The sequence below is a fragment of the Serinicoccus profundi genome, from assembly GCF_008001015.1.
In the GTDB taxonomy this organism is placed as follows: domain Bacteria; phylum Actinomycetota; class Actinomycetes; order Actinomycetales; family Dermatophilaceae; genus Ornithinicoccus; species Ornithinicoccus profundi.
This window is the reverse complement of the sequence record NZ_CP042862.1, coordinates 2932141-2957158: the sequence shown is the minus strand read 5'-3', so window position 1 is coordinate 2957158 and position 25018 is coordinate 2932141. Positions and strand designations below refer to the sequence as shown.

23 protein-coding genes and 1 pseudogene are annotated in these 25018 nt (G+C 72.3%); 12 read left to right on the top strand and 12 right to left on the bottom strand.

Going from position 1 to position 25018, the window contains the following annotated elements; translation table 11 throughout:
• Positions 1–90: 90 nt before the first annotated feature.
• The 3 genes from meaB to FA582_RS13775 form a co-directional block, all read right to left on the bottom strand.
• Positions 91–1260: a methylmalonyl Co-A mutase-associated GTPase MeaB gene (gene meaB, locus FA582_RS13790; protein WP_029540759.1), complete on the bottom strand. Its 1170-nt coding sequence runs from the start codon at positions 1258–1260 to the stop codon at positions 91–93.
• On the bottom strand, positions 1253–3448 hold the full coding sequence (gene scpA, locus FA582_RS13780) for a methylmalonyl-CoA mutase (protein WP_238705479.1): 2196 nt from the start codon (positions 3446–3448) through the stop codon (positions 1253–1255). The genes meaB and scpA overlap by 8 nt, the downstream gene beginning before the upstream one ends.
• A gap of 152 nt (positions 3449–3600) precedes the next feature.
• A complete protein-coding gene (locus FA582_RS13775) occupies positions 3601–5184 on the bottom strand; it encodes a methylmalonyl-CoA mutase family protein (protein WP_202980107.1) in 1584 nt (527 codons plus the stop codon).
• Between the two features lie 67 nt (positions 5185–5251).
• Here FA582_RS13775 and FA582_RS16770 point away from each other — a divergent pair, with 67 nt between their 5' ends.
• Positions 5252–5647 (top strand): hypothetical protein, encoded by a 396-nt coding sequence (locus FA582_RS16770; RefSeq protein WP_202980106.1) that lies wholly within the window; start codon positions 5252–5254, stop codon positions 5645–5647.
• 85 nt (positions 5648–5732) lie between these two features.
• The gene (locus FA582_RS13770; protein ID WP_010147455.1) at positions 5733–6131 is read left to right on the top strand and encodes a hypothetical protein; all 399 of its coding nucleotides are present in this window, start codon (positions 5733–5735) and stop codon (positions 6129–6131) included.
• A 19-nt stretch (positions 6132–6150) separates the two neighbouring features.
• Here the strand turns inward: FA582_RS13770 and hisC are convergent, their stop codons facing one another.
• Positions 6151–7242 carry a histidinol-phosphate transaminase gene (hisC, locus tag FA582_RS13765; protein WP_010147454.1) on the bottom strand — a complete coding sequence of 364 codons (1092 nt, stop codon included), beginning with the start codon at positions 7240–7242 and terminating at the stop codon, positions 6151–6153.
• Positions 7243–7294: 52 nt separating this feature from the next.
• Between hisC and FA582_RS13760 the strand changes: the two genes are divergently transcribed.
• From FA582_RS13760 to FA582_RS13745, 4 genes are all read left to right on the top strand, one after another.
• Positions 7295–7672 carry a phage holin family protein gene (locus FA582_RS13760; RefSeq protein ID WP_010147453.1) on the top strand — a complete coding sequence of 126 codons (378 nt, stop codon included), beginning with the start codon at positions 7295–7297 and terminating at the stop codon, positions 7670–7672.
• A 100-nt stretch (positions 7673–7772) separates the two neighbouring features.
• Positions 7773–8960 (top strand): pyruvate dehydrogenase (acetyl-transferring) E1 component subunit alpha, encoded by a 1188-nt coding sequence (pdhA, locus tag FA582_RS13755; RefSeq protein ID WP_010147452.1) that lies wholly within the window; start codon positions 7773–7775, stop codon positions 8958–8960.
• Between the two features lie 9 nt (positions 8961–8969).
• Positions 8970–9989 (top strand): alpha-ketoacid dehydrogenase subunit beta, encoded by a 1020-nt coding sequence (locus FA582_RS13750; protein WP_010147450.1) that lies wholly within the window; start codon positions 8970–8972, stop codon positions 9987–9989.
• Between the two features lie 45 nt (positions 9990–10034).
• Positions 10035–11537 carry a dihydrolipoamide acetyltransferase family protein gene (locus FA582_RS13745; protein ID WP_010147448.1) on the top strand — a complete coding sequence of 501 codons (1503 nt, stop codon included), beginning with the start codon at positions 10035–10037 and terminating at the stop codon, positions 11535–11537.
• Positions 11538–11583: 46 nt separating this feature from the next.
• Here FA582_RS13745 and FA582_RS13740 read toward each other — a convergent pair whose 3' ends face one another.
• The 4 genes from FA582_RS13740 to FA582_RS13725 all read right to left on the bottom strand — a co-directional run bounded on the left by FA582_RS13740 (position 11584) and on the right by FA582_RS13725 (position 15685).
• The gene (locus tag FA582_RS13740; protein ID WP_010147446.1) at positions 11584–12567 is read right to left on the bottom strand and encodes a DUF368 domain-containing protein; all 984 of its coding nucleotides are present in this window, start codon (positions 12565–12567) and stop codon (positions 11584–11586) included.
• 57 nt (positions 12568–12624) lie between these two features.
• A complete protein-coding gene (locus FA582_RS13735) occupies positions 12625–13515 on the bottom strand; it encodes a hypothetical protein (protein WP_010147444.1) in 891 nt (296 codons plus the stop codon).
• A 173-nt stretch (positions 13516–13688) separates the two neighbouring features.
• On the bottom strand, positions 13689–15377 hold the full coding sequence (locus FA582_RS13730) for a hypothetical protein (protein WP_010147443.1): 1689 nt from the start codon (positions 15375–15377) through the stop codon (positions 13689–13691).
• On the bottom strand, positions 15377–15685 hold the full coding sequence (locus FA582_RS13725) for a hypothetical protein (protein ID WP_010147442.1): 309 nt from the start codon (positions 15683–15685) through the stop codon (positions 15377–15379). The genes FA582_RS13730 and FA582_RS13725 overlap by 1 nt, the downstream gene beginning before the upstream one ends.
• A 153-nt stretch (positions 15686–15838) precedes the next feature.
• Between FA582_RS13725 and FA582_RS13720 the strand changes: the two genes are divergently transcribed.
• Both FA582_RS13720 and FA582_RS13715 read left to right on the top strand, forming a co-directional pair.
• Positions 15839–16510 (top strand): hypothetical protein, encoded by a 672-nt coding sequence (locus FA582_RS13720; protein WP_010147441.1) that lies wholly within the window; start codon positions 15839–15841, stop codon positions 16508–16510.
• Positions 16511–16534: 24 nt separating this feature from the next.
• Positions 16535–16942: a hypothetical protein gene (locus FA582_RS13715; protein ID WP_010147440.1), complete on the top strand. Its 408-nt coding sequence runs from the start codon at positions 16535–16537 to the stop codon at positions 16940–16942.
• Positions 16943–17093: 151 nt separating this feature from the next.
• Here the strand turns inward: FA582_RS13715 and FA582_RS17250 are convergent, their stop codons facing one another.
• Positions 17094–17555, bottom strand: coding sequence for a hypothetical protein (locus FA582_RS17250; RefSeq protein ID WP_238705446.1), 462 nt, complete (start codon positions 17553–17555; stop codon positions 17094–17096).
• An 82-nt stretch (positions 17556–17637) separates the two neighbouring features.
• A pseudogene (locus FA582_RS17750) lies at positions 17638–17916 on the bottom strand (maleylpyruvate isomerase N-terminal domain-containing protein); the annotation flags it as partial.
• 139 nt (positions 17917–18055) lie between these two features.
• Here FA582_RS17750 and FA582_RS13705 point away from each other — a divergent pair.
• The 4 genes from FA582_RS13705 to FA582_RS13690 all read left to right on the top strand — a co-directional run bounded on the left by FA582_RS13705 (position 18056) and on the right by FA582_RS13690 (position 21632).
• Positions 18056–20071 carry a bifunctional copper resistance protein CopD/cytochrome c oxidase assembly protein gene (locus tag FA582_RS13705; protein WP_010147438.1) on the top strand — a complete coding sequence of 672 codons (2016 nt, stop codon included), beginning with the start codon at positions 18056–18058 and terminating at the stop codon, positions 20069–20071.
• Positions 20068–20898, top strand: a complete 831-nt coding sequence (locus FA582_RS13700; RefSeq protein ID WP_010147437.1) for a carbon-nitrogen family hydrolase — start codon at positions 20068–20070, stop codon at positions 20896–20898. The genes FA582_RS13705 and FA582_RS13700 overlap by 4 nt, the downstream gene beginning before the upstream one ends.
• Before the next feature lie 45 nt (positions 20899–20943).
• On the top strand, positions 20944–21177 hold the full coding sequence (locus FA582_RS13695; RefSeq protein ID WP_010147436.1) for a DUF6458 family protein: 234 nt from the start codon (positions 20944–20946) through the stop codon (positions 21175–21177).
• Between the two features lie 86 nt (positions 21178–21263).
• Positions 21264–21632 (top strand): GtrA family protein, encoded by a 369-nt coding sequence (locus FA582_RS13690; protein WP_010147435.1) that lies wholly within the window; start codon positions 21264–21266, stop codon positions 21630–21632.
• A gap of 311 nt (positions 21633–21943) precedes the next feature.
• Here FA582_RS13690 and FA582_RS13685 read toward each other — a convergent pair whose 3' ends face one another.
• Together FA582_RS13685 and FA582_RS13680 are read right to left on the bottom strand one after the other, a co-directional pair.
• Complete coding sequence (locus FA582_RS13685; protein ID WP_010147299.1) at positions 21944–23872, bottom strand: acyl-CoA dehydrogenase; 1929 nt, start codon at positions 23870–23872, stop codon at positions 21944–21946.
• 63 nt (positions 23873–23935) lie between these two features.
• The gene (locus FA582_RS13680; protein ID WP_010147298.1) at positions 23936–24997 is read right to left on the bottom strand and encodes a glycerate kinase; all 1062 of its coding nucleotides are present in this window, start codon (positions 24995–24997) and stop codon (positions 23936–23938) included.
• Between the last annotated feature and the right edge of the window lie 21 nt (positions 24998–25018).

Genomic DNA, 25018 nt, shown 5'->3' with positions numbered 1-25018 from the left:
GGAGATCTGCGGGTGCGGCGGGTCAGCGGACCGGGGAGAGCTGCGGGTGCGGCACATCAGTAGCCCGGTCAGAGCAACCGGTGCGGCCAGTCAGCGGGCCCAGGGAAGCTGCGGCGCCTCCTGCGCGAAAGCCTCCAGGATGCGGCCCGCACCTTCGACGGCGCTGAGCCGCTGCTCGCGGATCTCGCGCTCCACCCCCGCGGCGGCCTCGCGCACTGCAGGAGACCCGCGGAAGGTCGACCACAGCTCGGTCTGCAACAAGGCCCACAGCCACTGCAGCTGCTGCTCGCCGCGCCGACGCGCCAGCCCACCCTCGACGGATAACTCGAGGTGGGAGCGGTGGGCGAGGACCTCGCGCCATACCTCGTCGAGACCGTCGCCGTGCAGCGCGCTGCAGGTGAGCACCGGCACCCGGCGCTCGCCGTCCCCGCCCCGCAGGAGGCGCATGGCGATCGCCAGCTCCCGCGCTGTGCCCCGGGCCTCGGCCTCGTGCGGACCGTCCGCCTTGTTGACCGCGATGACGTCGGCGATCTCCAGGATGCCGCGCTTGATGCCCTGCAGCTGGTCGCCGGCCCGGGCCAGCGCGAGCAGGAGGAAGGTGTCGACCATCTCGGCGACCGCTACCTCGGACTGCCCCACCCCGACGGTCTCGACGATGACGACGTCGAACCCCGCGGCCTCCACGACGATCATCGACTCGCGCGTCGCCCGCGCCACGCCGCCGAGGTGCAGACCGGTCGGCGACGGACGCACGAAGGCGTCAGGCGACGTCGTCAGCTCACCCATGCGGGTCCGGTCGCCGAGGATCGACCCTCCGGACCTCGCCGACGACGGGTCGACCGCCAGCACGGCGACGCGATGCCCCTCCTCGATGAGGCGCAAGCCCAGCGCGTTGATGAAGGTCGATTTCCCCGCGCCCGGCACCCCGGAGATGCCGAGGCGCACCGAGGTCACGGTGGAGGGCGCCGCGGTCGTGGGTGGACCGTCCACCGGCTCCGAGTCCGACGCCGGCTCCGACGCCGACGCCGACGCCGACGCCGGCTCCGGGTCGTGGGTCGTCTCCCGGTCGTGCGTCGTCGGGTCGGGTTGCGGGTATGCCGAGTCGCCGACCGTCGGAGTCAGTCGCCGCAGCAGTTCCCGGGCGGCGGTCCGGTGGTCGGGATGGGTGGACTCGACCAGGGTGATGGCGCGCGCGAGGTGCCCGCGCGAACCCGAGACGACACCCTCCGCGAGGGCATCGACATCGACCGGCCTAGGCACCCGCCCGCCCGGCCGTCCCGTCACCCTCCCGATGCCCCAACCGCTGAGCGAGCTGCCCCACGAGCTCGGCGGCAGCGACGGGGATGACGGTGCCCGGCGGGTAGATCGCGTCCGCACCGAGCTCGTGCAGCTGGGCCATGTCGCCCTCGGGGATGACCCCGCCGACGACGATCATCATGTCCTCCCGGCCCAGGGCGTCGAGCTCGCGCCGCAGCGCGGGCACGAGGTAGAGGTGGCCGGCGGCGAGCGAGGAGACGCCGACGACGTGCACGTCACCTTCCACCGCCTGCCGTGCTGCCTCGCCCGGGGTCTGGAAGAGCGGGCCGACGTCGACGTCGAAGCCGAGGTCGGCGAAGGCGGTGGCGATGACCTTCTGCCCCCGGTCGTGGCCGTCCTGGCCCATCTTCGCCACGAGGATCCGCGGCCTGCGGCCCTCCTCGGCCTCGAAGTCCTCCACCAACGCCAGCGTCCGCTCCAGCGAGCCCGCTCCGGTCGATCCCATGGCTTCCTTCGCGTAGACACCGCTGATGGTCCGCACCTGCGCGGTGAACCGGCCGAAGACCTCCTCCATCGCATCCGAGATCTCGCCGACGCTCGCGTGCGCGCGGGCGGCGTCGATGGCCAGGGCGAGCAGGTTGCCGGAGAGGTCGCCGGAGTCCGGTGCGCTCTCGGACTCCATGGCCGCGCGCGCCCCGGCCGTCAGCGCCGTCAGCGCCCGCCGGCAGGCGTCCTCGTCGCGCTCGGCGCGCAGCCGCTCGAGCTTGGCGAGCTGGTCGCGGCGCACCTGGGCGTTGTCGATCTTGAGGACGTCGAGGCTCTCCGGGTGCTCCAACGGATAGCGGTTGACCCCGATGAGCGGCTGGGTCCCGCCGTCGATCCGCGCCTGGGTGCGCGCTGCCGCCTCTTCGACCCGCATCTTGGGGATGCCCGCCTCGATGGCCGACGCCATACCCCCTGCCTCCTCGACCTCCTCGATGTGCGCCCACGCGGCGCGCGCGAGGTCGTGGGTGAGTCGCTCGATGTAGGCGCTGCCGCCCCACGGGTCGATGACCCGCGTCGTCCCGGACTCCTGCTGGAGGAAGAGCTGGGTGTTGCGGGCGATGCGGGCACTGAAGTCGGTCGGCAGCGCGATCGCCTCGTCGAGGGCGTTGGTGTGCAGCGACTGGGTATGCCCCTGCGTCGCCGCCATCGCCTCGATGCAGGTGCGCGTGACGTTGTTGTAGACGTCCTGCGCGGTGAGCGACCACCCGGAGGTCTGGCTGTGGGTGCGCAGCGACAGCGACTTCGGGTCCTGCGCGCCGACCCGCTGCACGAGACGCGCCCACAGCAGCCGGGCCGCCCGCAGCTTGGCGACCTCCATCGCGAAGTTCATCCCGATGCCCCAGAAGAAGGACAGGCGCGGCGCGAAGGCGTCGACGTCCAGGCCCGCGGCCTGACCGGCGCGGAGGTACTCCACCCCGTCGGCCAGGGTGTAGGCCAGCTCCAGGTCGGCCGTGGCCCCGGCCTCCTGGATGTGGTAGCCGGAGATCGAGATCGAGTTGAACCGCGGCATCCGCGCGCTGGTGAAGGCGAAGATGTCGGAGATGATCCGCATGGAGGGCCCGGGCGGGTAGATGTAGGTGTTGCGGACCATGAACTCCTTGAGGATGTCGTTCTGGATCGTCCCCGAGAGCAGCTCCGGCGCCACCCCCTGCTCCTCCGCGGCCACGACATACAACGCCAGGATCGGCAGCACGGCACCGTTCATCGTCATCGACACCGACATCTGGTCCAGCGGGATGCCGTCGAAGAGCTGGCGCATGTCGAGGATCGAGTCGATCGCCACCCCGGCCATGCCGACGTCGCCCTCGACACGGGGGTGGTCGGAGTCGTAGCCGCGGTGGGTCGCCAGGTCGAAGGCGACCGACAGGCCCTTCTGCCCGGCCGCGAGGTTGCGGCGGTAGAACGCGTTGGACTCCTGCGCGGTGGAGAACCCGGCATACTGCCTGATCGTCCACGGCTGGTTGACGTACATCGTCGGGTAGGGGCCGCGCAGGAACGGCGGCAGCCCCGGCCAGGTGTCGAGGAAGTCCAGCGGCGCCAGGTCGGCCTGCCCGTAGACCGCGGCGACCTCGATGTGCTCGGGGGTGTGCCACGGCTCGGGCAGCTCCGGGTATGCCGCGCCGCCGGCCTCGTCGTCGGCAGCCATTTGCGACGCTCGGTGGGGGTCGGGGGCGACCATCTGCGACGCTCGGTCGGGGGAGGAGGGGTCGGAGTCGGCGTGGGGGTCGGCGTGGGGGTCGGGGTCGGGGTGGCCGGAGGGCACAAGGGTGAGCGGGACCTGGCTGAAGTCGGGGATCGTCACCGGGCCACCTTCAGGGTGTCGAGCAGGGCGTCGAGGAAGGCGACGACGTCCATCCCCGCGTGCACCGTGCCGTCGACGAGAGGGCCGTCGGTGTCTGCGTCGGGCGTGGCGCGGCCATGGGGGTCGGGGGCAGGGGCAGGGGCAAGGTCGCTGTCACCGTCGGCCCGGCGAGGGGCCAGCTCGCGCTCGGCGCCGGCGAGGAGGACCTGGGTCGCGCCGGCGTCGCGCAGGGCGCGGGCGACGGCGGGGCCGTGCTCGGCATACCGGTCGGCGGAGGAGGTGAGGATCGCCACCGGCGACCCGGTGTCGCGGACCGCCGCCGCGAAGACCTCGGCGTCCGTCCCCTCGACGAGCACCCCGCGGATCCCGGCGGCGGCGAGCAGGCTGGCGGTGAAGGTCTCGCGGGCCCCGAAGTCGCGTCGGGCGCCGATGCCCGCCAGCACCACCTGGGGAGGCGTGCCGTGCTGCTCTGCATGTGTGCGCGAGCGGTCGCGCAGCGCCTCGAAGACCGCGGCGTCGCGCACCCGTGGCAGCCCGCCGGACACCGGCTCGGGCCGCGGCACGCGCTCCAGCGGAGCCTCGTCGACCGCCGGGAAGCTGCTCACCCCGGTGATCGGCGCGCTCCGGTCGGCGATGCGGCGGGCCCGCTCCGCGCTGCTGGCGGCCAGGACGTCCGCGACGAGCGAGGACCCGTCGAGCGCCCGTGCGAGACCGCCCTCGGCCTCGACCCGCTGCACGAGCTCCCAGGCGCGGGCGGCGAGGTCGTCGGTGAGGGACTCGACATAGCCCGAGCCCCCTGCCGGGTCGGTGACGCGCCCGATCCCGGCCTCCTCGGCGAGGATCACCTGCGTGTTGCGCGCCACCCGCCGGGAGAAGGCGTCGGGGTAACCGTGGACGTGGTCGAAGGGGAGCACGGTGACGGCCTCCGCACCCCCGACCGCAGCGGCGAAGGTCGCTGTCGTCGCGCGCAGCATGTTGACCCATGGGTCGTCCCGGGTGAGCATCCGCCAGGACGTCACCGCGTGCTGCCGGGCTCCGCGCCGCGGCGCCGGCACGCCGCACTCCTGCAGCACCCTCGACCACAGCACCCGCAGCGCCCGCAGCCGGGCGATGGTGAGGAACTGGTCGGCGCTCGCCGACACCCGGAAGTCGATCTGGTCGGCAGCCGTCGTCGGGTCGACCCCGGCGGCGTCGAGGAGGCGCAGGTGGGCGATACCACCCGCGATCGCGAGGCCGAGCTCGTCGACGTCAGCCCCACCTGCGTCGTGGTATGCCGTCGCGTCCACGGTCAGCGCCCGCACCCCGGGGTGGTCGGCGAGGACGTGGCGGGCCAGCTCACCCACCCCCGCGTCCTCCACGGGCCTCTCCGTGACCGCAGCGAGCGCCAGCGGGTCGAGGCCGAGGTTGCTGCCGGGGGCCAGCGGCACACCCCGCTCGGTGGAGACAGCGAGCAGGGCCCGCGCGCTGGCCTGCTGGTCGTCCTCGCTGGAGACGACGACGGGGGCGAGGTCGAGCTCCACGCCGGCCAGCAGCCGCCCCAGGTCGTCGGGCGCGACGGCGCCGCGCCCGACCTGATCCACAGGGAGTCGCGCCGCGCTCGAGGTCGGCGAGCACGGCGCCCGCACCGGCGGCGGTGTCGGGGTCGTCGTGCAGGGCCCGGACGTCCCAGCTGCCGTCGGTGCGCACGGTGGTCCCGCGGCGGAACGGCGCTACCCCCGGCTCGCCCAGGTCGGTGCGGGCACGGTGGGGTTCGCCGAGGTCGTGGTCGCCGAGGTCGTGGTCGCTGCGGGCGGGGGAGTAGACCGGCTCGATCTGCAGGCCGTCGACGGTGCGGGTGCGCAGCGCCTCCAGGCACTGCTCGACGGAGAGCTGCCGGTCGGCGGGGCGGCGCCGGTTGAGGACACGGACGACCTGCTCCTCCCACTCCCGGCGCCCCACCTGCGGGAAGGACTGCGCCAGGGAGAGCACCTCGGGCATCGCGTCGACGACGTCCTCGGCCGGCTGGATCGTCTCCTCCATCGGTTCGTGCTCTCCCTCGAGTGACGGACACCTTCCCCGGGATCGTAACGCCGGGGTGGGACGCTCCGGCCGGGAGGCCGACTATCGTGGACGCCACGAAGGAGGCTCGATGACTCTGTCCCCCCACGGCTCCAGCGCCGTGGCCACCGGTTCCCTGCGCAAGGGCCTGCCGATCATGCTGCTCGGTGGCATCCTCGCCTGGGTCGCCGGTCAGTCGTGGAGCGTCGAGCGGGGGTCGGGCGAGGTCTTCCAGGTGCTCATGGCCTACGGCAACCTCGCGATCATGGCGGTCGCCGCACAGTTCATCGCCGGCCCCCGCGGGCGCGCCTGGATGATGGCGACGGCGGGCGCGGTCGGGATGACCGTGCCGTGGTTCTTCGGCCTGGCCGTGGCGCAGGAGGGGCAGGGCGTGCTGGTCCCGACGATCCTCGTCGGGGTCACGAGCTGGTGCATGACGTATGTCGTGTCGATGGTGACGCGGCGCACGGTCGGCAGCCGCGGCCACTGATCGGGCGGCGGCCCAGCACTCATCCCCGGTTCGAGAGCCACTCCCGCGCCACCTCGACGAGCCGGTCGTTGGCCTCGGTCTCCCCGATCGTGCAGCGCACGCCGTCGCCGGCGAACGGCCGCACCATGAGCCCGCGGGCCTGGGCCGCCTGCGCGAAGGGCACGGCGGCCTCGCCGAGCGGCAGCCAGCAGAAGTTGCCCTGGGCCTGCGGCACGTCCCACCCCTGCTCGCGCAGCGCCGCGACGACCCGCTCGCGCTCGGCCACGAGCTCCCCGACCCGCGCGAGGAGCTCGTCCTTGGCGTCGAGGCTCGCGATCGCCGCCTGCTGCGCGAGGTCCGTGACCCCGAACGGCGTCGCGGCCTTGCGCAGCGCGGTGGCGATCTCGGGGTGCGCCACGGCATACCCCACCCGCAGCCCGGCCAGCCCGTAGGCCTTGGAGAAGGTCCGCAGCACGACGACGTTGGGTCGCTCCTGCGCGAGGGCCAGGGCGTCCGGCACGGTCTCCTCGGTCGTGAACTCGAGGTAGGCCTCGTCGATGACGACGAGCACGTCGCTGGGCACCCGGTCGAGGAAGGCGCGCAGCTCCTGCTCGCCGACAGCCGGACCGGTCGGGTTGTTGGGGGTGCAGACGAGCACGAGGCGGGTGCGGTCGGTGATCGCCTCGGCCATGGCGTCCAGGTCGTGGCGTGCCTGCGCGTCCAGCGGCACCTGCACCGAGACTGCTCCGGAGAGCGCGACGACGATGGGGTAGGCCTCGAAGCTGCGCCAGGCATACACCACCTCATCGCCGGGGTCGCAGGTGATCGCGACGAGCTGGGTGAGGACCGCGACGCTGCCGGTGCCGGTGGCGATCTGCTCGGCGGGCACGCCCAGGTCGGCCGAGAGCGCCTCGGTGAGGGCGACAACGCCCATGTCCGGGTAGCGGTTGACGCTCGCCGCCGCCTGCCCGATCGCGTCGAGGACCGAGGGCAGCGGCGGGTGAGGGTTCTCGTTGGAGGAGATCTTGTATGCCGTGACCCCCTCGACCGGCGCCGGCGGCCTGCCCGGGACGTAGGCCGGGACGCCGGCCAGGGCGGTACGCAGACGGACGGGGCTGGACTGCTCGGTCATGAGGTCAGGGTAGCCAGCCCCTCCGACGCACCAGGCGTGGGACGATGGCGGCATGAGACTCCTCGCCACGATCGTCGCCAACGGCGTCGCCCTCTGGGTCGCCTCTGCCCTCGTCTCCGGCATCGAGTTCGGTGGGTCGGGCTGGAGCCAGGTCCTCACCATCATCGGGGTGGCGGCGCTCTTCGGCGTCGTCAACGCCGTCGTCCGGCCGCTGGCCCAGCTGCTCTCGCTGCCCCTCATCGTCCTGACCCTGGGCCTCTTCCTGCTCATCGTCAACGCCCTCATGCTCGTGCTGACCTCCTGGCTCTCCGGGGTGCTCGGCCTGGACTTCCACGTCGACGACTTCTGGTGGGACGCCGTGCTCGGCTCGATCGTCGTCTCGATCGTCTCGATGTTCGTCGGGATGCTCCTGCCCGACGGCCGCGACTGACTCCCGGCCAGGCCCCGGAGCGGCCACGCGACGTGCCCCGAGGTCAGGTTGACGTCTGCGGTAACGTTCCGGCCAAGTCCACAGCACGAAGGAGTTTCGCGTGAGCGACGACGATGTCGCGCCGCAGGGCGCACCCGTATCCACCGGCGGCCACGAGCCGCCGGAGCGGGACATCACCGACGGCGGGCCGGACATGGTCCAGTTCCTCGCCGCCGACGGCAGCCGGGTCGAGGTGACCCCGACCACCGAGCCGTACGCCGCCTACCTCGAGGAGATCGACCACGAGGAGCTGCGCGGCTTCCTGCGCGACCTCATCCTCGTCCGCCGCGTCGACTCCGAGGGCTTCGCGCTCCAGCGCCAGGGTGAGCTCGGGCTGTGGCCCAGCCTGCTCGGCCAGGAGGCCGCTCAGGTCGGGGCCGGCCGCGCGATGCGCCCGCAGGACTACGCCTTCCCCGGCTACCGCGAGCACGGCGTCGCCTGGTGCAAGGGCGTGCCGCCGGAGAACCTCCTCGGCATGTTCCGCGGGGTGAACCACGGCGGGTGGGACTCCAACGCCAACAACTTCCACCTCTACACCATCGTCATCGGCAACCAGATGCTGCACGCCGTCGGCTACGCCATGGGGGTCAGCCGGGACGGCGACGTCGGCACCGGTGACGCCGAGCGCGACACCGCGGTCATGGCGTTCACCGGCGACGGGGGCACCGCGCAGGGCGACTTCAACGAGTCGCTCGTCTTCGCCGCGGTGACCAACGCGCCCGTCGTGTTCTACGTCCAGAACAACCACTGGGCCATCTCCGAGCCCAACGACCGGCAGTTCACCATCCCGCCCTACCGTCGGGCCGACGGCTTCGGCTTCCCCGGGATCCGGGTCGACGGCAACGACGTGCTCGCCAGCTATGCCGTCACCCGCCACGCCCTCGACCGTGCCCGGGCCGGTCAGGGCCCCACGCTCATCGAGGCCTTCACCTACCGGATGGGCGCCCACACCACCTCCGACGACCCGACGAAGTACCGCATCTCCGCCGAGGTCGACGCCTGGAAGGCGAAGGACCCGATCGACCGCATGACGGCATACCTGCGGGCGGAGGGCGCCATCGACGACGCCTGGATCGAGCAGATCGACGCCGAGGCCGACGAGCTCGCCACCCGCATCCGCCGGGCCTGCCAGACGATGCCGGACCCGCCGCACGAGGAGATGTTCGCGCACGTGTATGCCGAGCCGCACCGCCTGATCGAGCGCGAGGCCGCGGCCTTCGCCGACTACCAGTCCGGCTTCGAGGACTGAGGGGCAGCGATGAGCACGCAGACCAGCACCGCTACCCGGATGACGATCGCCAAGGCGCTCAACGCCGGCATGCGCGCCGCGATGGAGCGCGACCCCAAGGTCGTCCTCATGGGTGAGGACGTCGGCAAGCTCGGCGGCGTCTTCCGCATCACCGAGGGCCTGCAGAAGGACTTCGGCGAGGACCGCGTCATCGACACCCCGCTCGCCGAGGCCGGCATCATGGGCGCCGCGGTCGGTATGGCGCTCCGCGGCTACCGCCCGGTCGTCGAGATCCAGTTCGACGGCTTCGTCTACCCCGCCTTCGACCAGATCGTCAGCCAGGTCGCCAAGATGCACAACCGCAGCCTCGGTGCCCTCAAGGTGCCGATGGTCATCCGCATCCCCTACGGCGGCGGCATCGGCGCGGTCGAGCACCACAGCGAGTCCAACGAGTCCTACTTCGCGCACACCGCGGGGCTGCGGGTCGTCACCTGCTCCAGCACCGAGGACGCCTACTGGATGATGCAGCAGGCGATCGCCAGCGACGACCCGGTCGTCTTCTACGAGCCGAAGCGGCGCTACCACGAGCGCGGCGTGCTCGACCTCGGCGCCCAGGGCGGTGCCCTGGAGAACGCCCCGCACGCGCTCGACGAGGCCGTCGTGCGCGTCGAGGGCAGCGACGTCACCGTCCTCACCTACGGCCCGATGGTCAAAGTCGCGCACGCCGCGGCGCAGGCCGCGGAGCTCGAGGACGGCCCCTCGATCGAGGTGATCGACCTGCGCTCGCTGTCGCCGCTGGACACCGAGGTCATCGAGGAGTCGGTGAAGAAGACCGGCCGGTGCATCGCGTTGTCCGAGGCCCAGACCTTCGCCAGCATCACCTCCGAGCTGGCCGCCTACGTGCAGGAGCACTGCTTCTACCACCTCGAGGCCCCGGTGCTGCGGGTCGGTGGCTACAACATCCCCTACCCGCCGAGCCGGCACGAGGAGGTCTTCCTCCCCGACCTCGACCGCGTCCTGCACGCCGTCGAGACCCTGCTCGCCTACTGACCTCGTAACCCAGCAGCAGCCCAGATCTCAGGAGAGGCGACCCCCGTGCCCGAGTTCAAGCTTCCGGACCCCGGTGAAGGCCTCGTCGAGGCCACCGTCATCGAGTGGAAGGTCGCCGTCGGCGACACCGTCAGGACCAACGACATCGTCGTCGAGGTGGAGACCGCCAAGTCCCTCGTCGAGCTGCCCATCCCCTGGGCGGGCACGGTGACCAAGATCCTGGCCGCCGAGGGCGAGGAGGTCGAGGTCGGCACGGGCATCGTCGTCATCGACACCGGTGACGGTGCGGGGACCGACGGCGACGGTGCGACCGGGGCGGGCGACACCGCGGGGAGCGGCGGGCCGGACGAGGAGCAGGACGCCGCCGCCGCGGCCGACCTCGTGCCCACCCCGCCCGCCGGGGGGGAGGGCGGCACCACCCGGCAGGCCATGCTCGTCGGCTATGGCGCGATCGAGGGTTCGACGACCCGGCGCAAGCGACGCAGCGGTGCCTCCGGGGCCGAGGCGGAGGCCGCGGCCACCCCGCAGCGCAAGGCCAAGGCGTCGCCGCCGGTGCGCAAGTACGCCCAGGAGCGCGGCGTCGACATCAACGCCGTCCCGGCGGCCGGCCCGACCGGGATCGTCCGGCGCTCCGACATCGACACCTACCTCCAGGGGGCTCCGCCCCCCGGATACCCCCCAGCCACCCCCGACCTCCAGGGCTCGGCGGGCGCCGGGGCCACCTCACCGAGCGCCGCAGATGGTTCCCCCTCGACCCCACCGAGCGTCGCAGATGGCTCGCCCGCGCCGTCCAGCGCTGCGGCATACCAGCGCCCGATGCTGTCCCGCTCCGGCGAGCGCGAGGAGCGCGTCGACGTCAAGGGCGTCCGCAAGCTCACCGCGCAGGCGATGGTCGGGTCGGCCTTCACCGCGCCGCACGTCACCGAGTTCATCACCGTCGACGTCAGCCGGACGATGGAGCTCATCGACCGGCTCAAGGCGGACCGCGCCTATCGTGACCTGCGGATCAACCCGCTGCTCGTCCTCGCCAAGGCGATGACCGTGGCGGTGCGCCGCAACCCGGGGATGAACGCCGTGTGGGACGAGGACGCGCAGCAGATCGTGCAGCGCAACTACGTCAACCTCGGGATCGCCGCGGCGACCCCCCGCGGTCTCGTCGTGCCCAACATCAAGGACGCCGACCTCATGGACCTGCGTCAGCTGGCCGAGGCGATGACCGACCTCGTCGCGACCGCCAAGGCGGGGCGCACGCAGCCGGCCGACATGTCCGGCGGCACCATCACCATCACCAACGTCGGCGTCTTCGGCGTCGACACCGGCACCCCGATCATCAACCCGGGGGAGTCCGCGATCGTCTGCTTCGGCGCGGTCCGGCGGATGCCGTGGGTCGTCGGTGAGGGCGAGCAGGAGCGCATCGAGCCGCGCTGGGTGACCCAGCTCGCGGTGAGCTTCGACCACCGCCTTATCGACGGAGAGCTGGGCTCGAGGTTCCTCGCCGACCTCGCCGCGCTCATGGAGGACCCGGCCAAGGCGCTGGCCTGGCTCTGAGCCGGGTCTGCCGTCCGCGCTCGGTCGCGGCCGGTATGCCGCTCGCTCAGTCGCGGGTGACGGCGCCGTCGTCGCCGGGGTCGTCGCTGCTGCGCGCCTCGACGACGATGAGCACGGCCACGATCGCCGCCCCGAGCAGGGCCAGCAGGGTGGGCATGAGGACCGGGTCGTAGGGCGCGACGAGCGCGCCCGGCCCGTGGTCGTCCCCGGCGGACTCCTGCCAGGGCCAGAGGGCCCGCAGCGAGCCGATCATCAGGCCCGACATGACCAGCAGCGTCGAGCGCCGGTGGCGGTCGAGCAGCCAGCTGAGCAGCTGCACGAAGGACGCCAGGCCGGTCATCGCGCCGAGCGCGAAGACCGCGATGTAGGCCAGGTCGCGGGAGTCGACCGCGTCGAGGGTGGTCGTGTAGAGGCCGACGGCCAGCAGGAAGAAGGATCCCGACACGCCGGGCACGACGAGGGCGCAGATGGCGACGGCCGCGGCGCCGAAGACGAGGATCAGCGGGGGCTCGGCGATCGTCTGTCCTCCGGCGAGGCCGATGAGGGTCCAGGCGAGGACTGCCGCGCCCACGACGAGCAGGCCGTCGACGACGGCGGGGTGGCGGCGCTGCGGCAGCATCCGCAGGGGTACGAGGACGCTCATCGCGACCATGCCGAGGAAGAGCCCGCGCGCGTGCTCGGGGGAGCCCGTGACGAAGCTGCTCATCACCCCGGCCATCGTCACGACGGCGAGGCCCATGCCGACCATGACGGGCACGAGGAGCCACCAGTCGGTCCGGCGCAGCTCGGTGACAGCTCCGCGGACGCGGCCGTGATCACCCCCGACGACAAGGGTCTTGGCGGCCGAGACGACGTGGGAGGCCGACCCGATGAGCTGCTCGTAGAGCCCCGTGACCAGGGCCACCGTCCCGCCGGAGACCCCGGGTATGAGCTCGGCCATGCCGATGAGGAAGCCGCGCAGCAGGTCCAGCGGCAGCAGCAGACGGGTGCGCGAGGGGTGCGCGGTCGTGGCGGGAGAGGTGTCGGTCACGGCGTGCAGCCTACGTGAGTGCCCACGGCGGCCGACGACTCTCGGGCGTCCCCGAGGCTACTTCGGGGCGTACTGCCGCGCCTTCTCGCGGATGCGGTCAGGCTCACGTCGGCGCAGGACGGCACCGATGGTGACTTCGGGGACGACGGAGATGGGCTCGAGGGTCTCGGGGTCGTCGCGGGAGATGCGGGCAGTCCCGCTGAAAGGATTGTGGTCATCCTTCTCCCCCTCGCTGTACCACCAGCGTCCGGGGTAGTGGGTGAGGAGGGTCTGGCCGATGTAGCGGACGGCGCCGGTGAGCTCGTGCTCCTGCTCGGGGGTGATGTCGCCGCGCAGCCAGTCGGTGCCCTCGGGGTAGCGGTCGAGGATCCACTGGCCCAGGGTGGTGAGTGAGTCGAGCGAGTAGTCCCATCGGTCGGCGGGGGCGGCGGGTCCGTGCATCCAGGTGTGGAGCTCGGTGTCCATGGTGTCCAACCAGGACGCGAGGCGGGTGCCGGGCTCGGCGGAGGGGTGGGTGTCGATCCCCCGATCGGTCGCCTCCGGGCCGGTGGCGTCGGGTCTGGCGGCGTGGTTGATGTCGAAGGCGTCGAGCAGGACGTCGTCGCCGGGGCGTGTGATGGTCGCGGAGACCAGTCGCAGGACGTCGACGGGGTCGTCCTCGGTAATGTGGGGGACGTCGAGGACCAGGACAGGCCGGCCTCGCCAGCTCACGTCGGGGTCGGTGGTGTAGTGCCAGTGCCCACCGATGTGGCGGATCATCGTCTCCCCGATGAGGCGCACGGCGCCGTCGACGAAGGCGGTGTCGGAGCCGTCGGTCACGGCCTGCGGGGTGGCCAGCCGGTCACGGATGACGTCCTGCAGATCGCCCAGGGCGTCCCGGGTGTAGATCCGTGCCTGGAAGCCTTTCGGGAGGCCGAACATCTCGAACCCGGTGATCTTCGGGTCCATGTCCTCCAACCACGTCTCGAACAACTCCCGGGAAGCCGGCAGACCCTGGGCCGGGCCACCTGAGTCATCCCGCCCGCCGGATCGCTTCGCGCCCCCCTCGTCGTCGCCACCGGGCGATCGCCTCCACCACGCCATGCTGCTTCCCGTCCTCTCGACCTGCTGTCGGTTCGAGACTATCCGGTGGGGCTGCCGACCCCGGCCCAGACCTCCCACTCGATACCGGCCTCGCGCATCGCACGTTGCGCCGCCGCGCTGGGCTCGTCGCTGAGGATGTAGATGATCGTCCAGTCACGGTCCCGGATCATCGCGGCGTCCTTCTCGATCTGGGCCAGGCTCGGGTTGCCGCCGGACTTGAACTCGTAGGCGATGCCGTTGGCCTCGTCGACGTAGTCGTAGTTGCGGGTCCTGCCGTCCGGCAGCTCCACGTCCGTGTTGCGGCTCCACCCGTCCTCGACGCGGAAGCCGTGGTCGTCCCAGAAGGCCTGCTCGTAGGCCTCGCCCTTGTTCTGCCGGGCCCAGTTGTCGATGGTGTTGTCCCTCCAGCGCTCCCAGCTCCACGGCGTCCGGCCCTCGGCCTCGCACCTGTTCAGGTAGCGCTGCCAGCGCTGGAGCAGTGCCTCGCGAGATCCTGGTGGGTAGGTCGCACCCATGTCGATGTCGTCGAGGTCGAGACGATCCGGCTCGGGGGTGTTCCGCAGCGACTCGCCGGGGCTGTCGTACTCGTACTGACGGGGGTTGTCGGGGGTCCCGCCCACCAGGGGCCGGTTGCTGCCCGGCAGGTCGTCCGGGCCGGGACCGCGCGGCGTGGGCGTGGGCGGCTGGTCCCGCTTGAAGAGACGCGCGAGGAAGTCGACGATCTTGCGGCGCATCGAGGCGGGCAGAGCGTCCAGGAGCTTCTTGCCGAGCTTGAGGAAGACACCACCGGGGATGAGGAGGGAGACGAGGGTGAAGGCGCCCTCGATCGCGAGCTGCTGGACGAGCTCCTGCCCGTCGATCTTGCCCTCGCCCCAGTCGGCGACCGTGTCCACCATGTCGCCCGCGCCGATGAGGCTGCCTCCGATGCCCATGATGATGAGTGCCACGCCGGCGCTAGGCACTCCGGCGAGGGCGCCGATGCCGGTGGCGCTGGCGATGATGGCCAGGATGAGGAGCACGGCGCCGACGACCACGAGGATCCAGCCGACGACCTTGAGGACGATGGCGATGATCCGCAGGATGATCACGTTGTTCTTGATCCACTCACGGACGCCGGCGAGGTTCTCGTCGATCCAGGCGCCCAGGTCGGCGGTAACCTCGTCCCACCAGGCCGCCATCGCCTCCCACGCCTTGGAGACCTCCTCGGCGAGGGTGTCCCAGGCCTCGGTGATCTTGCCGGCCAGCCACTCGGCACCATCTCTGATGCCCCCCAGGATGTCGCCACCCAGCTTCTTGATCCCACCGACCGACAGCAGGGGTGGCTCCTCCTGAGGCGGCTCCGGAGCCTGCTCAGGCACGAACTCGGTGGGTGGCGGCGTGCTCGTCGTGCCGCCCGTCAGCGCACTGATCGAGGTCTCCACCGGCGAGATCGGCTGCTCGTCGACACTCAGGTCACGCCCGGCCAGCTGGTCCAGGAGTGCGCCGGAGTAGGGGAGCCTGGCCAGCTCCTCGGCCTCCCGCTCGCGGCGGCGCAGCGCAGGCACGACCCTGGTGTCGAGATCGTCCTCGGCTCCGAGCACGGCGTCGATGTTGTGGCCGGGGACGCCCAACCGGGTGAACTCGGCACGTAGCGTGCGGATGTTCGTCTCGACCGCACGCACGACCCGGTCCAGGTCGGCGTTGGCGCCGTGCAGGCTGCGGTGATCGATCGCGACCTCGGTGCCCATCACAGGCCCCATTCCCTGCGCAGCTCACGGGCGCGTTCCGGGCTGACCTCGCGCGGGAGCCCGTCCCTGGCTGACTCGACGTCGTCCACCAACCTGCCCAGCGGGCCGTAGAGACCAGTCCGTGCCGGCTCCAGGTGAGCGTCACGGAACCGGCGGGCTGCTGGTCCCTTCCAGGCATCGCCGTCGCCCACGGCCTCGAGCGGTCCGCTCAGACCGGGGACCTCACCGGTCGCCAGGCGCACCCGGCGCACGAGCTCATCGAGCTCGGCACGCAACGGGTTGGTGACCGGGTCCTCCGGCTCGCTCATCTGTTGCCCCTGTCGTGTGAACTGCTGCCGCCCCACCGCTGACCCCAGGATGCCACGGCCGGGAGCGACCGGACAAGACCCTGGTGCGGCATGAACGCGCCAGTGGGTCGGATGGCAGGATCATGTCGAGCCGCGCTGAGGCAGACTGGTCCCATGGACGAGCGACGGCTGGAATGGGACGACCTCGGCCGACCGGGAGAGAAGATGGGTTTCGGGGAGCCTCCGTTCGGCTACCGGGTCCAGGTCCCACCCGGCTGGAAGGTCCTGCGCACAGGGCACGAGCTGTCCGCCGACGTCGAGAAGGCGTGCACCGCGACACCGGGGTGGCCCAACCTGGACCCGGCCCAGCAGATGTCCCTGCGCCAGCTGCTCACCAGCATCGCCACCCAGGCGAGCCTCGCCGGTGCGGTCCTCACCGCGGCTGATGCCGGGTACGACCGTGGTAGTGGAGAGCTCCTCATGGGCTCGCTCACCCTGGCCTGGGTGCGGACCGCGCCGATCGAGGCCGACACGGCGCTGGCCGAGCTCATGGCCGACGGAGGCGCCGAGGTCCGTCAGTTCCCCGGTACGCACTCGGTGGGCGTGCTGTCCGCGGCGGTCAGCGACACCGGGCGCGAGCTCCTGGAGGGGACCGGGACGCGCGCCTACACCATCCAGGCGTACGTGCCCACCCCCGGCACCACCTGGATGGGCCTGGTCACGGGCACCACGCCGCAGGAGCGCATGGCGCCGCTGATGGAGAAGGCGACGGAGCGGATGGCCCGGACCCTCACCGTGACCGAGGGTGGCTCCCCCCGGCCCCGTCGGGAGGAGACGGAGCACTGAGGAGGCACGGCATACCATCGCCCCATGCCCCGGCCCCGCCTCAAGGACCGCATCTTCACCGCGCTCACCACCCTCGCGGCGCTGGTGGTCCTCGTCGTCGGGTTGTCGCGCGGTAACACCCGGGTCGCCGTGCTGGGGTGCGGGTTCTTCCTCGGGTATGCCGTGCTCCACGCCGTGAGCCGCCGCCTCGAGCCGGCCGCGCGCCTGCTCACCGGCAGCGAGGCCGACCGCGCCGAGGCCATGGCGCAGTTCCGCGCCACCCGCCTGGCCGGTCAGGGCGGGCTGCTCATCGCGCTCTTCGGGGTGCTCCTCGACGTGACCATCGGGTGGGCCCCGGGGCTGTGGGTGGCCGGGACGGTGCTGGCCGTGCTCGCGCTCTTCGTCGGCGGGCTGTGGTGGTTCAGCCGCGCCGCCCGCACCCGCACCCGCTGAGCCCCTACCACCCGGACCGACCACGGCCTAGCACGACCCTCATCGGGAATCTCGCCGATGACGGTCGTGCTAGGCCGTGGTCACTCCCGATGCGGTGGGGGGGTGGTGGGGCGGGCCGGGGTGGGGACGGCCGGGGTGGGGCGGGGGCGTGTCACCGGGTGAGAGTGAGGGCCTCCAGCACGCGGCGGGCGAGGTCCTCGTCGCCGTGCACGTGGTACGCCGTGTCCTCGGTGCTCGCGCGACCGGCGCTGCGGCGGGCGAGGGCGTGGGTGGACAGCGAGATCGTGGTCGTCGCCTCCTCACCGGCGTCGGTGACGGGCACGTCGTCGCCCTCCTCGGCGGAGTGCCCGGTGAAGAGCTCGTGCGCCACCGGCTCGCCCGCCTCGTCGACGTCGATGCGGACCCCGGCGCGGCCGGTCACCGGGCCGGTGCTCTCGAGGATGAGGACCGTCCCCGGCTCGGGCGCGACCCGACGCAGGACCACCCGGGGGAGGGCGGTGAGGACCATGGCCGTCCACTGGGCCGCGCCCGCCCCGTCGAGCGACCCGGGGCGTCCCACCGCCTCCCGGATGTCCTGCTCGTGCGTCCAGATGTCGCACAGCCGGAGCTGCACCAGATCCCCCGAAGCGGGCCTCCGAGCCGCGCACCGAGCGCACCGTCGAGTCCAGCGCCAGGTCCGGGGCGTAGAGGTCGGCACTGCGGATCTCGACCAGTGCCCGCAGCTCGGCGACGAGCTGCTCGGGGCCCACGTCGGCGCGGGAGCGGACCCCTTGCTCCATCCAGACGCCGAGGTCGTTGCGCACGTGCTCGGGCGACCCGACCTCGATCGCCTCGTCGGGGACGGGGTGCTCGGAGCCGGAGAGGTAGTCCTCCAGGTGCACGGTGTGGGCGACGTGGTCACGGACCCGCCAGCCGGGGCAGTCGGTGGGGAGGTCCCACTCGGCCTCGCGCAGCCCGTCGCACACGTTGACCATGGAGATGAGCACCTGGCGGTAGGCCTCGACGAAGCCGGGCACGTCAGCGGGCGGGGAGGGGTGGACGACCATCCCCGCAGCCTAACGACCGCCGCCCGGGCCGCGTCGAACCTCGTCGGGGCCTCCGTAGCATGGAGGTATGTCGTCGCCCCCCACCGTGCCCCCGGTCACCCCCGAGGTGTCCGGCGCGCCCACGGGGTCGGGCACGGTGCGCTGGACGGTGCCGGTGATCACCGTCCTCACCGCCCTCGTCGTGGCGATCCCCGCCGCCGCCCTCAGCGGGGCCGCGGCACCCCTGGTCCTCGGCGACGCAGGGCCGCTCGTGCGCTGGGGGATGGTCGTGCTCGAGGTGGTCCACCATCTCGCCGCCGCCCTCACCATCGGCCTGCTCGTCGTGGCGGCCTTCCTCGTCCGCGAGGGCCGCGGCACCGACCGGCGCGGCACGGCGGCCCGCATCGCCGCCCTCTCGGCGCTGCTGTGGGCCGCGACCTCGGCGGGCATCCTGGTCCTCGGCTTCGGCGACCTGGCCGGCATACCCGTGAGCGCCCCGGGCTATGGGTCCGACCTCCTCGCCAACCTGTGGGGCCTGGAGCTCATGCGGCTGCGGCTCATCGAGACCGTCCTCGTGCTGCTCCTCGTGGCGGCCGCGGCGGTGGCGCGCACCCGGGGCGCGCTCGCGTGGGCGGCCCTCCTGGCGCTGACCTCCCTGCTGCCGCTCTCCTACGGCGGTCACGCGAGCGGCACCGCCGGGCACGAGACGGCCGTCACCGCGCTCATGCTGCACCTCGGGGGCATGACGGTCTGGGTCGGCGGGCTCATGGCGCTGGGACTGCTGCTCCGCGTGCTCGGCACCGCCCTGCCCGACGCGCTGCGCCGCTACTCCACCCTCGCGACCTGGTGCTACGCCGCCATCGCCCTCTCCGGCCTGCTCTTCGCGCTGCTCACCGTCGACGACCTCGGCGACCTCACGAGCGCCTACTGGTGGCTCATCTGGGCCAAGGTCCTGCTGCTGGGCGTGCTCGGCGCCTTCGGGGCGGTGCAGCGGCGCGAGATCATCGCCCGCGGCGCCGACCGGCCGTGGCTCTTCGGGGCCCTCGCGGCCGGCGAGCTGGCCGTGATGGGCGCCGCGGTGGCGCTCGGCGCCGTCCTCTCCCGCACCCCACCGCCGGTGGTCGAGTCCTCCGGCGACATCGACACCGCGGCCTACGCACTCACCGGCTTCCCGCTGCCGCCGCCCTACGAGAGCGCCAGGCTGCTCGACGTGTGGCAGGTCAACTGGCTCTTCCTGCTCGTCGCGCTCGTCGCGGTCGGCCTGTATGCCGCCGCCTGCGTGCGCCTGTGGCGCCGCGGCGACCGGTGGCCGTGGTGGCGGCTGCTCGTCTGGGTGATCGGCTGGGGGATCTTCGCCTACGTCACGAACGGTGCCCCCTCGGCCTACGGGCGGGTGATGTTCTCCCAGCACATGGTCATGCACATGGCGCTCATGATGGCCGTCCCGATCTTCCTCGTCCCGGCGCAGGCCATCACCCTGGCCTACCGCACCCTCCCGGCCCGCCGCGACAAGACCCTCGGCCCGCGGGAGATCCTGCTCGCTGTCGTCCACTCCCGCTGGGCCGCGGTCTTCGCCAACCCGCTCGTCGCCGGGGTCGTCTTCTTCGCCAGCCTCATCGCGTTCTACTGGACCGGCCTGCTGGAGCTCGCGCTCACCACGCACACCGGACACGTGCTGATGATCGTGCACTTCTCCCTGGCCGGCTTCGCCTTCGTCTGGTCGCTCGTCGGCCAGGACCCGGGCCCCCCGAAGTGGTCGCCACCGCTGCGCATCATGGTGCTGCTCGGCACGCTCGCGGCGCACGCCTTCTTCGGGCTGGCGCTCATGCAGGGCACCTGGCTGCTCGCGCCCGGGTTCTACAAGGCCATCGAGGTGCCGTGGGTGCCCGACCTGCTCGCCGACCAGCAGGTCGGCGGCGGCATCGCCTGGGGTGTCGGGGAGCTGCCGACGGTGGTGCTCGTCCTCATGGTCATGGTGGACTGGATGCGCCGCGACGAGCGGGAGAGCGTCCGGTCCGACCGCCAGGCCGAGCGCGACGACGACGCCGAGCTCGCGGCATACAACGCCCACCTGCAGCGGTTGGCGGGAAGGAGCACCAGGTGAAGGTCGCCATCATCCAGCTCGGGTATGCCGAGGGCGCCGAGGAGTCTGTCGAGGAGCGCGCCGAGCGGGCCGCCGGGCTCGTGCGGCGCGACGGGGCGGGTCACGACCTCGTGCTGCTGCCCGAGCTGTGGAGCGCCGGGGGCTTCGCGTCCTCGGAGTGGGCGGACCGCAGCCAGGACCTCGCCGGGCTGGCGCACGGCGACCTGCCCCCGGCCCTGGTGCCGATCGCCGAGGCGACGCGGGAGATCGGGGCCGTGGTGCATACCGGATCCGTCGTGGAGCGGACCGCCGAGCCGGGGGAGGAGGGGCGCCACCTGTGGAACACCTCCGTGGTGCTGGACCCGCGCGGTGCGGTGTGCGCGACCTACCGCAAGATCCACCGCTTCGGCTTCGGCGGGGGCGAGCCCAAGCTCATGGAGGCCGGCGCGGAGCTCGTCGTCACCGACCTCCCGGCGCCCGCCGACGGCCTGCGTGTCGGCCTGTCCACCTGCTACGACCTGCGCTTCCCCGAGCTCTACCGTCAGCAGCTGGACCGCGGCGCGGAGCTCTTCCTCATCCCCTCGGCGTGGCCCATGGCGCGGGTCGAGCACTGGCGGCTGCTGCTGCGCGCCCGGGCCGTCGAGGACCAGTGCTTCGTCGTCGCGGGCAACACGGCGGGCACCCATGCCGGGGTCGAGATGGGCGGGCACAGCGCCGTCGTCGACCCGTCGGGGAGGGTGCTGGCGGAGGCCGGTGCCGGCGAGGAGACGCTCTCGGTCGACCTCGACGTGGCCGAGGTGGCGCGGGTGCGGGAGGGCTTCCCCGTGCTGTCCGACCGGCGTCTGTGAGAGCCGAGGGCTAGGCTGGTCCCGACCAAACCGAAAGGATCACTCATGGGCATCGGCCTCGGTATCTTCCTGCTCGTCGTGGGCGCCATCCTGTCCTTCGCCGTCAGCAACGCCGTCGACGGCGTCAACCTGGTGATGATCGGCTACATCCTCATGGCCGCCGGTGTGCTCTCGCTGCTGCTGGGCCTGGTGATGAACACCCAGCGCACCAACACCACCCACCGCGAGATCGTCGACCGCAAGACGGACGCCGACGTGCGTCACCGCGACGGCTACTGAGCGCCGCCGACTCCTTCGCCCGGGCACGCGCCCGGGCCTACGCCGTCCTCCCGGGGCCGGTCCGGCGGTTCGTCCCCGAGACCGCGGTGGGGTTCGCCGCGATCAGCGGCACCACCTATGCGATCGACCTGACGCTTCTGGCGCTGCTCTTCGACGTCTTCGGGTGGCCCTACCCGGTCGCGGTCACGACGGGGTACGTCGTGGCCTTCGGGCTCGCCTTCGTGCTCAACCGGTGGCTCAACTTCCAGAGCCACGGCCCCCTCGGGCGTCAGACCGGCCGCTACGTCGTCACCGTCGTCGCCAACTACCTGCTCTTCATCCTCGCGCTGTCCACGACCCTCGAGGCGCTGGGCGTGCACTACCTGGCCGCGCGCCTCATCGCCGGGGCCTGCGAGGCGGTCTTCATGTACGTCATGATGCGCACCTACGTCTTCCGCCTCAAGCGCTACACCTGAGTCGGCGGTCGTCCCGGGGGCACGGTCCTCAGAAGCCGGCGGCGGTGAGGATGGGTGCGCGTGCACGGATCCTCCCGGCCTGGTGCGGGTATGCGGTGAGGAGGGGTGCGTGTGTACGGATCCTCCCCCGGCCTGGTGCGGGTATGCGGTGAGGAGGGGTGCGTGTGTACGGATCCTCCCCCGGCCTGGTGCGGGTATGCGGTGAGGAGGGGTGCGTGTGTACGGATCCTCCCCCGGCCTGGTGCGGGTATGCGGTGAGGAGGGGTGCGTGTGCACGGATCCTCCCCGGCCTCGCGCCTTCCCGACGTCTCTCAGAAGCCGGCGTCGGGGAGGTTCATGACCGAGGTGACGTGGTCGGCGTCGACGGAGGTGATGATCCGCCGGTCGGCGCCAAGGCGCGGCAGCACCTCGGTGGCGAAGAAGCGCGCCGCGACGACCTTGCCCTGGAGGTAGGCCACGTCGTCGCGTCCGGCCCGCACCCCGGCACCGTCGGCCGCGCCGCTGATCCCGCTGACCCCGGTCTCCCCGGAGTCCAGCAGGCGCTGGGCCACCTCGGCCTGGCGCAGCAGCAACCACCCGATGAGCAGGTCGCCGGCGGCCAGGAGCAGACGGGTCGTGCCGAGGCCCACGGCATAGATCGCGCTCGGCTCCTCCTGCGACTCCACCGCCTTGGCGGTCATGAACTCCACCATGGCGTTCACCTCACCGAGCGCGCGCAGCACCGCGCCGCGCACCTCGCCCAAGCCGTCGTCGACGCTCGCCGACGCGGTCTGCTGGACCTGCGCGGCGACATACCCCAGCGCCTGCCCCCGGTCGCGCAGGATCTTGCGGAAGAAGAAGTCCATGCCCTGGATCGCCGTCGTGCCCTCGTAGAGGCTGTCGATCTTGCTGTCGCGGACGTACTGCTCGATGGGGTAGTCCTGCAGGAAGCCCGACCCGCCGAGCGTCTGCATCGACTCCGTGCCGAGGAGGGTGAACGCGCGCTCGGACCCGCATCCCTTGACCAGCGGCAGCAGCAGGTCGTTGACCCGCGCCGCCATCGCGACGTCGCTGCCCGCACCGTGCAGGTCGTCGTCGCCGGCGAGGTCCTGCGCCTGGTGCACCTGGTCCTGGAAGCTCGCGGTCCACAGCATGAGCGCCCGCAGCCCCTCGGCGTAGGACTTCTGCAGCAGCAGCGAGCGCCGCACGTCCGGGTGCTTCGTGATCGTCACCCGCGGCGCGGTCTTGTCGGCCATCTGGGTGAGGTCGGCGCCCTGCACCCGCTCCCGGGCATACCCGAGGGCCGCCTGGTAGCCCGCCGACAGCGTGGCGATCGCCTTGGTCCCGACGAGCATCCGGGCATACTCGATGATCCGGAACATCTGCGCGATGCCGTCGTGCACCTCGCCGAGCAGGTAGCCGACGGCCGGTCGCGACTCGTCCTCTCCGAGCGCGACCTCGCAGGTCGTCGACACCTTGAGGCCCATCTTGTGCTCGATCGCGGTGATCTGGACGCCGTTGCGCTCGCCCAGCTCGCCGGTCTCGAGGTCGGTGACGTGCCGGTCGGGGACGATGAACAGCGACAGTCCCTTGGTGCCCGGCCCGGCACCCTCGGGGCGGGCGAGCACGAAGTGCAGGACGTTGTCGTAGAAGGGGGCGACGCCGCTGGTGATGAAGCGCTTGGTGCCGCTGAGGTGCCAGCTGCCGTCACCGGCCTTGACCGCCTTGGTCCGCCCGGCGCCGACGTCGGAGCCGGCGTCCGGCTCGGTGAGCATCATCGTCGCGCCCCAGGCCCGGTCGACCATGAGCTGGGCGAGCTGCTGCTGCTGCGGCGTGCCGAGGCGGTAGAGCACGTTGGCGAAGGTGTAGCCCGCGGCGAACATCTTGACCGCGGGGTTGGAGCCGAGGACCAGCTCGGACATCGCCCAGGTGAGGCTCGGGGGAGCGGGGGTGCCGCCGAGGCCCTCCTCGATCTCCAGCCGCCACCACTCGCCCTCGACCCAGGCCCGGTATGACGTGACGAAGCTCTCCGGCATGCTCACCTCACCGGTGGCCGGGTCGAGCACGGGTGGGGTGCGGTCGGACTCGGTGAAGGACGCGCCGAGGGGGCCCTCGGCGAGGTCGGCGACCGCCCGCAGCGCCTCGCGCGCGACGTCGACGTCGATCTCGGCATACGGCGCGGTCCCGAGGATGTCCTGGCGTCCGAGGACGTCGAACAGCATGAACTCGGCGTCGCGGACGTTGCTGCGGTAGTGGCCCACGGTGGCTCCCTCAAAGTATGCGGTACTGGCGGTACTTGTTTCTCGCCAGTAGTTTAGCGCGCCTCAGAGGGTGGAGAGCTGCTCGGTCACGGCACGCTGGATGCAGGCCGCCGTGTCGTTCCAGGAGGCGGCCGCGCCGTAGGTCGCGGACAGGTCGACCACCCGCAGCCCGGCCAACCGGGTGGCCGGCGCGTCGTCCCGGACGACGCCGGTGACGACGACGACCGGGAGGCCCTCGGGCTCGGCCGCGTCGACGACGCCGCCGACGACCTTGCCGTTGAACGACTCGGCGTCCAGCGCCCCCTCGCCGGTGACGATGGCGTCGGCGCGGCCCACGGCCTCCTCCAGCCCGACCTGCTCGGCGACCAGCCGCAGGCCGGGGACGAGCTCGCCGCCGAGCACGAGCAGGCCCCCGCCGAGACCACCGGCCGCGCCCGCCCCCGACGTCAGCGACACGTCGACGCCGAAGCGCTCGACATACTCCCCCTGCAGCGCGAAGAGGCGCCCGGTCAGCTCGACGACCTGCTCGGAGGTCGCGCCCTTCTGCGGGCCGAAGACCTGCGCCGCCTCGACGAAGGGCGTCTGCACGTCGCACGCGGCGAGCAGCTCCGCGCCGAGGTCGGCCGGACGCCGACCGTCGAGGCCCGCGAGGGTCGCCTCGACCGCGCCGCGCCCTCCGTCGCTCATGGCCGAGCCGCCGAGGCCGACGATGATCCGGCGCGCCCCGGCGAGGGCGGCCTGGGCGATGAGCTCGCCGGTGCCCGCGCTCGTGGCGCCGACGGGGTCGTTGCCCTCCTTGCCCCCGGCCAGCACCAGCCCGCTCGCGGCCGCCGACTCGATGACCGCGACACCGTCCTCCCCGAGGCGCCACCGCGCCTGCACCGGCTGCCCGGTCGGCCCGGTCACGCTCGACGTGCGGTTCGCGCCGCCGAAGGCGTCGAGCATGCCCTCGCCCCCGTCGGCCATCGGCAGACCGATGACGTCCCACCCGGCCGCACGCGCTCCGGCTGTGGCGGCCTCGACCACCTCGGGCGCGCTCAACGAGCCGCGGAACTTGTCGGGCGCGACGAGGACCACGCGCCGGTCGGAGGACGAGGGGGTGCTGGCGTCGTTGCTGAGGCTCACCCGACCGAGCCTAGAGGAGCA

Bases quoted from the DNA above. Each gene is read 5' to 3' on its own strand.
- FA582_RS13705 (WP_010147438.1), top strand. From the start codon at position 18,056: ATGTCGTCGCCCCCCACCGTGCCCCCGGTCACCCCCGAGGTGTCCGGC.
- FA582_RS13695 (WP_010147436.1), top strand. From the start codon at position 20,944: ATGGGCATCGGCCTCGGTATCTTCCTGCTCGTCGTGGGCGCCATCCTG.
- FA582_RS13715 (WP_010147440.1), top strand. From the start codon at position 16,535: ATGCCCCGGCCCCGCCTCAAGGACCGCATCTTCACCGCGCTCACCACC.
- FA582_RS13730 (WP_010147443.1), bottom strand. From the start codon at position 15,377: ATGGGCACCGAGGTCGCGATCGATCACCGCAGCCTGCACGGCGCCAAC.
- scpA (WP_238705479.1), bottom strand. From the start codon at position 3,448: ATGGCTGCCGACGACGAGGCCGGCGGCGCGGCATACCCGGAGCTGCCC.
- FA582_RS13770 (WP_010147455.1), top strand. From the start codon at position 5,733: ATGACTCTGTCCCCCCACGGCTCCAGCGCCGTGGCCACCGGTTCCCTG.
- FA582_RS13750 (WP_010147450.1), top strand. From the start codon at position 8,970: ATGAGCACGCAGACCAGCACCGCTACCCGGATGACGATCGCCAAGGCG.
- FA582_RS13760 (WP_010147453.1), top strand. From the start codon at position 7,295: ATGAGACTCCTCGCCACGATCGTCGCCAACGGCGTCGCCCTCTGGGTC.
- FA582_RS13720 (WP_010147441.1), top strand. From the start codon at position 15,839: ATGGACGAGCGACGGCTGGAATGGGACGACCTCGGCCGACCGGGAGAG.
- FA582_RS13735 (WP_010147444.1), bottom strand. From the start codon at position 13,515: ATGGACCCGAAGATCACCGGGTTCGAGATGTTCGGCCTCCCGAAAGGC.
- FA582_RS13725 (WP_010147442.1), bottom strand. From the start codon at position 15,685: ATGAGCGAGCCGGAGGACCCGGTCACCAACCCGTTGCGTGCCGAGCTC.
- hisC (WP_010147454.1), bottom strand. From the start codon at position 7,242: ATGACCGAGCAGTCCAGCCCCGTCCGTCTGCGTACCGCCCTGGCCGGC.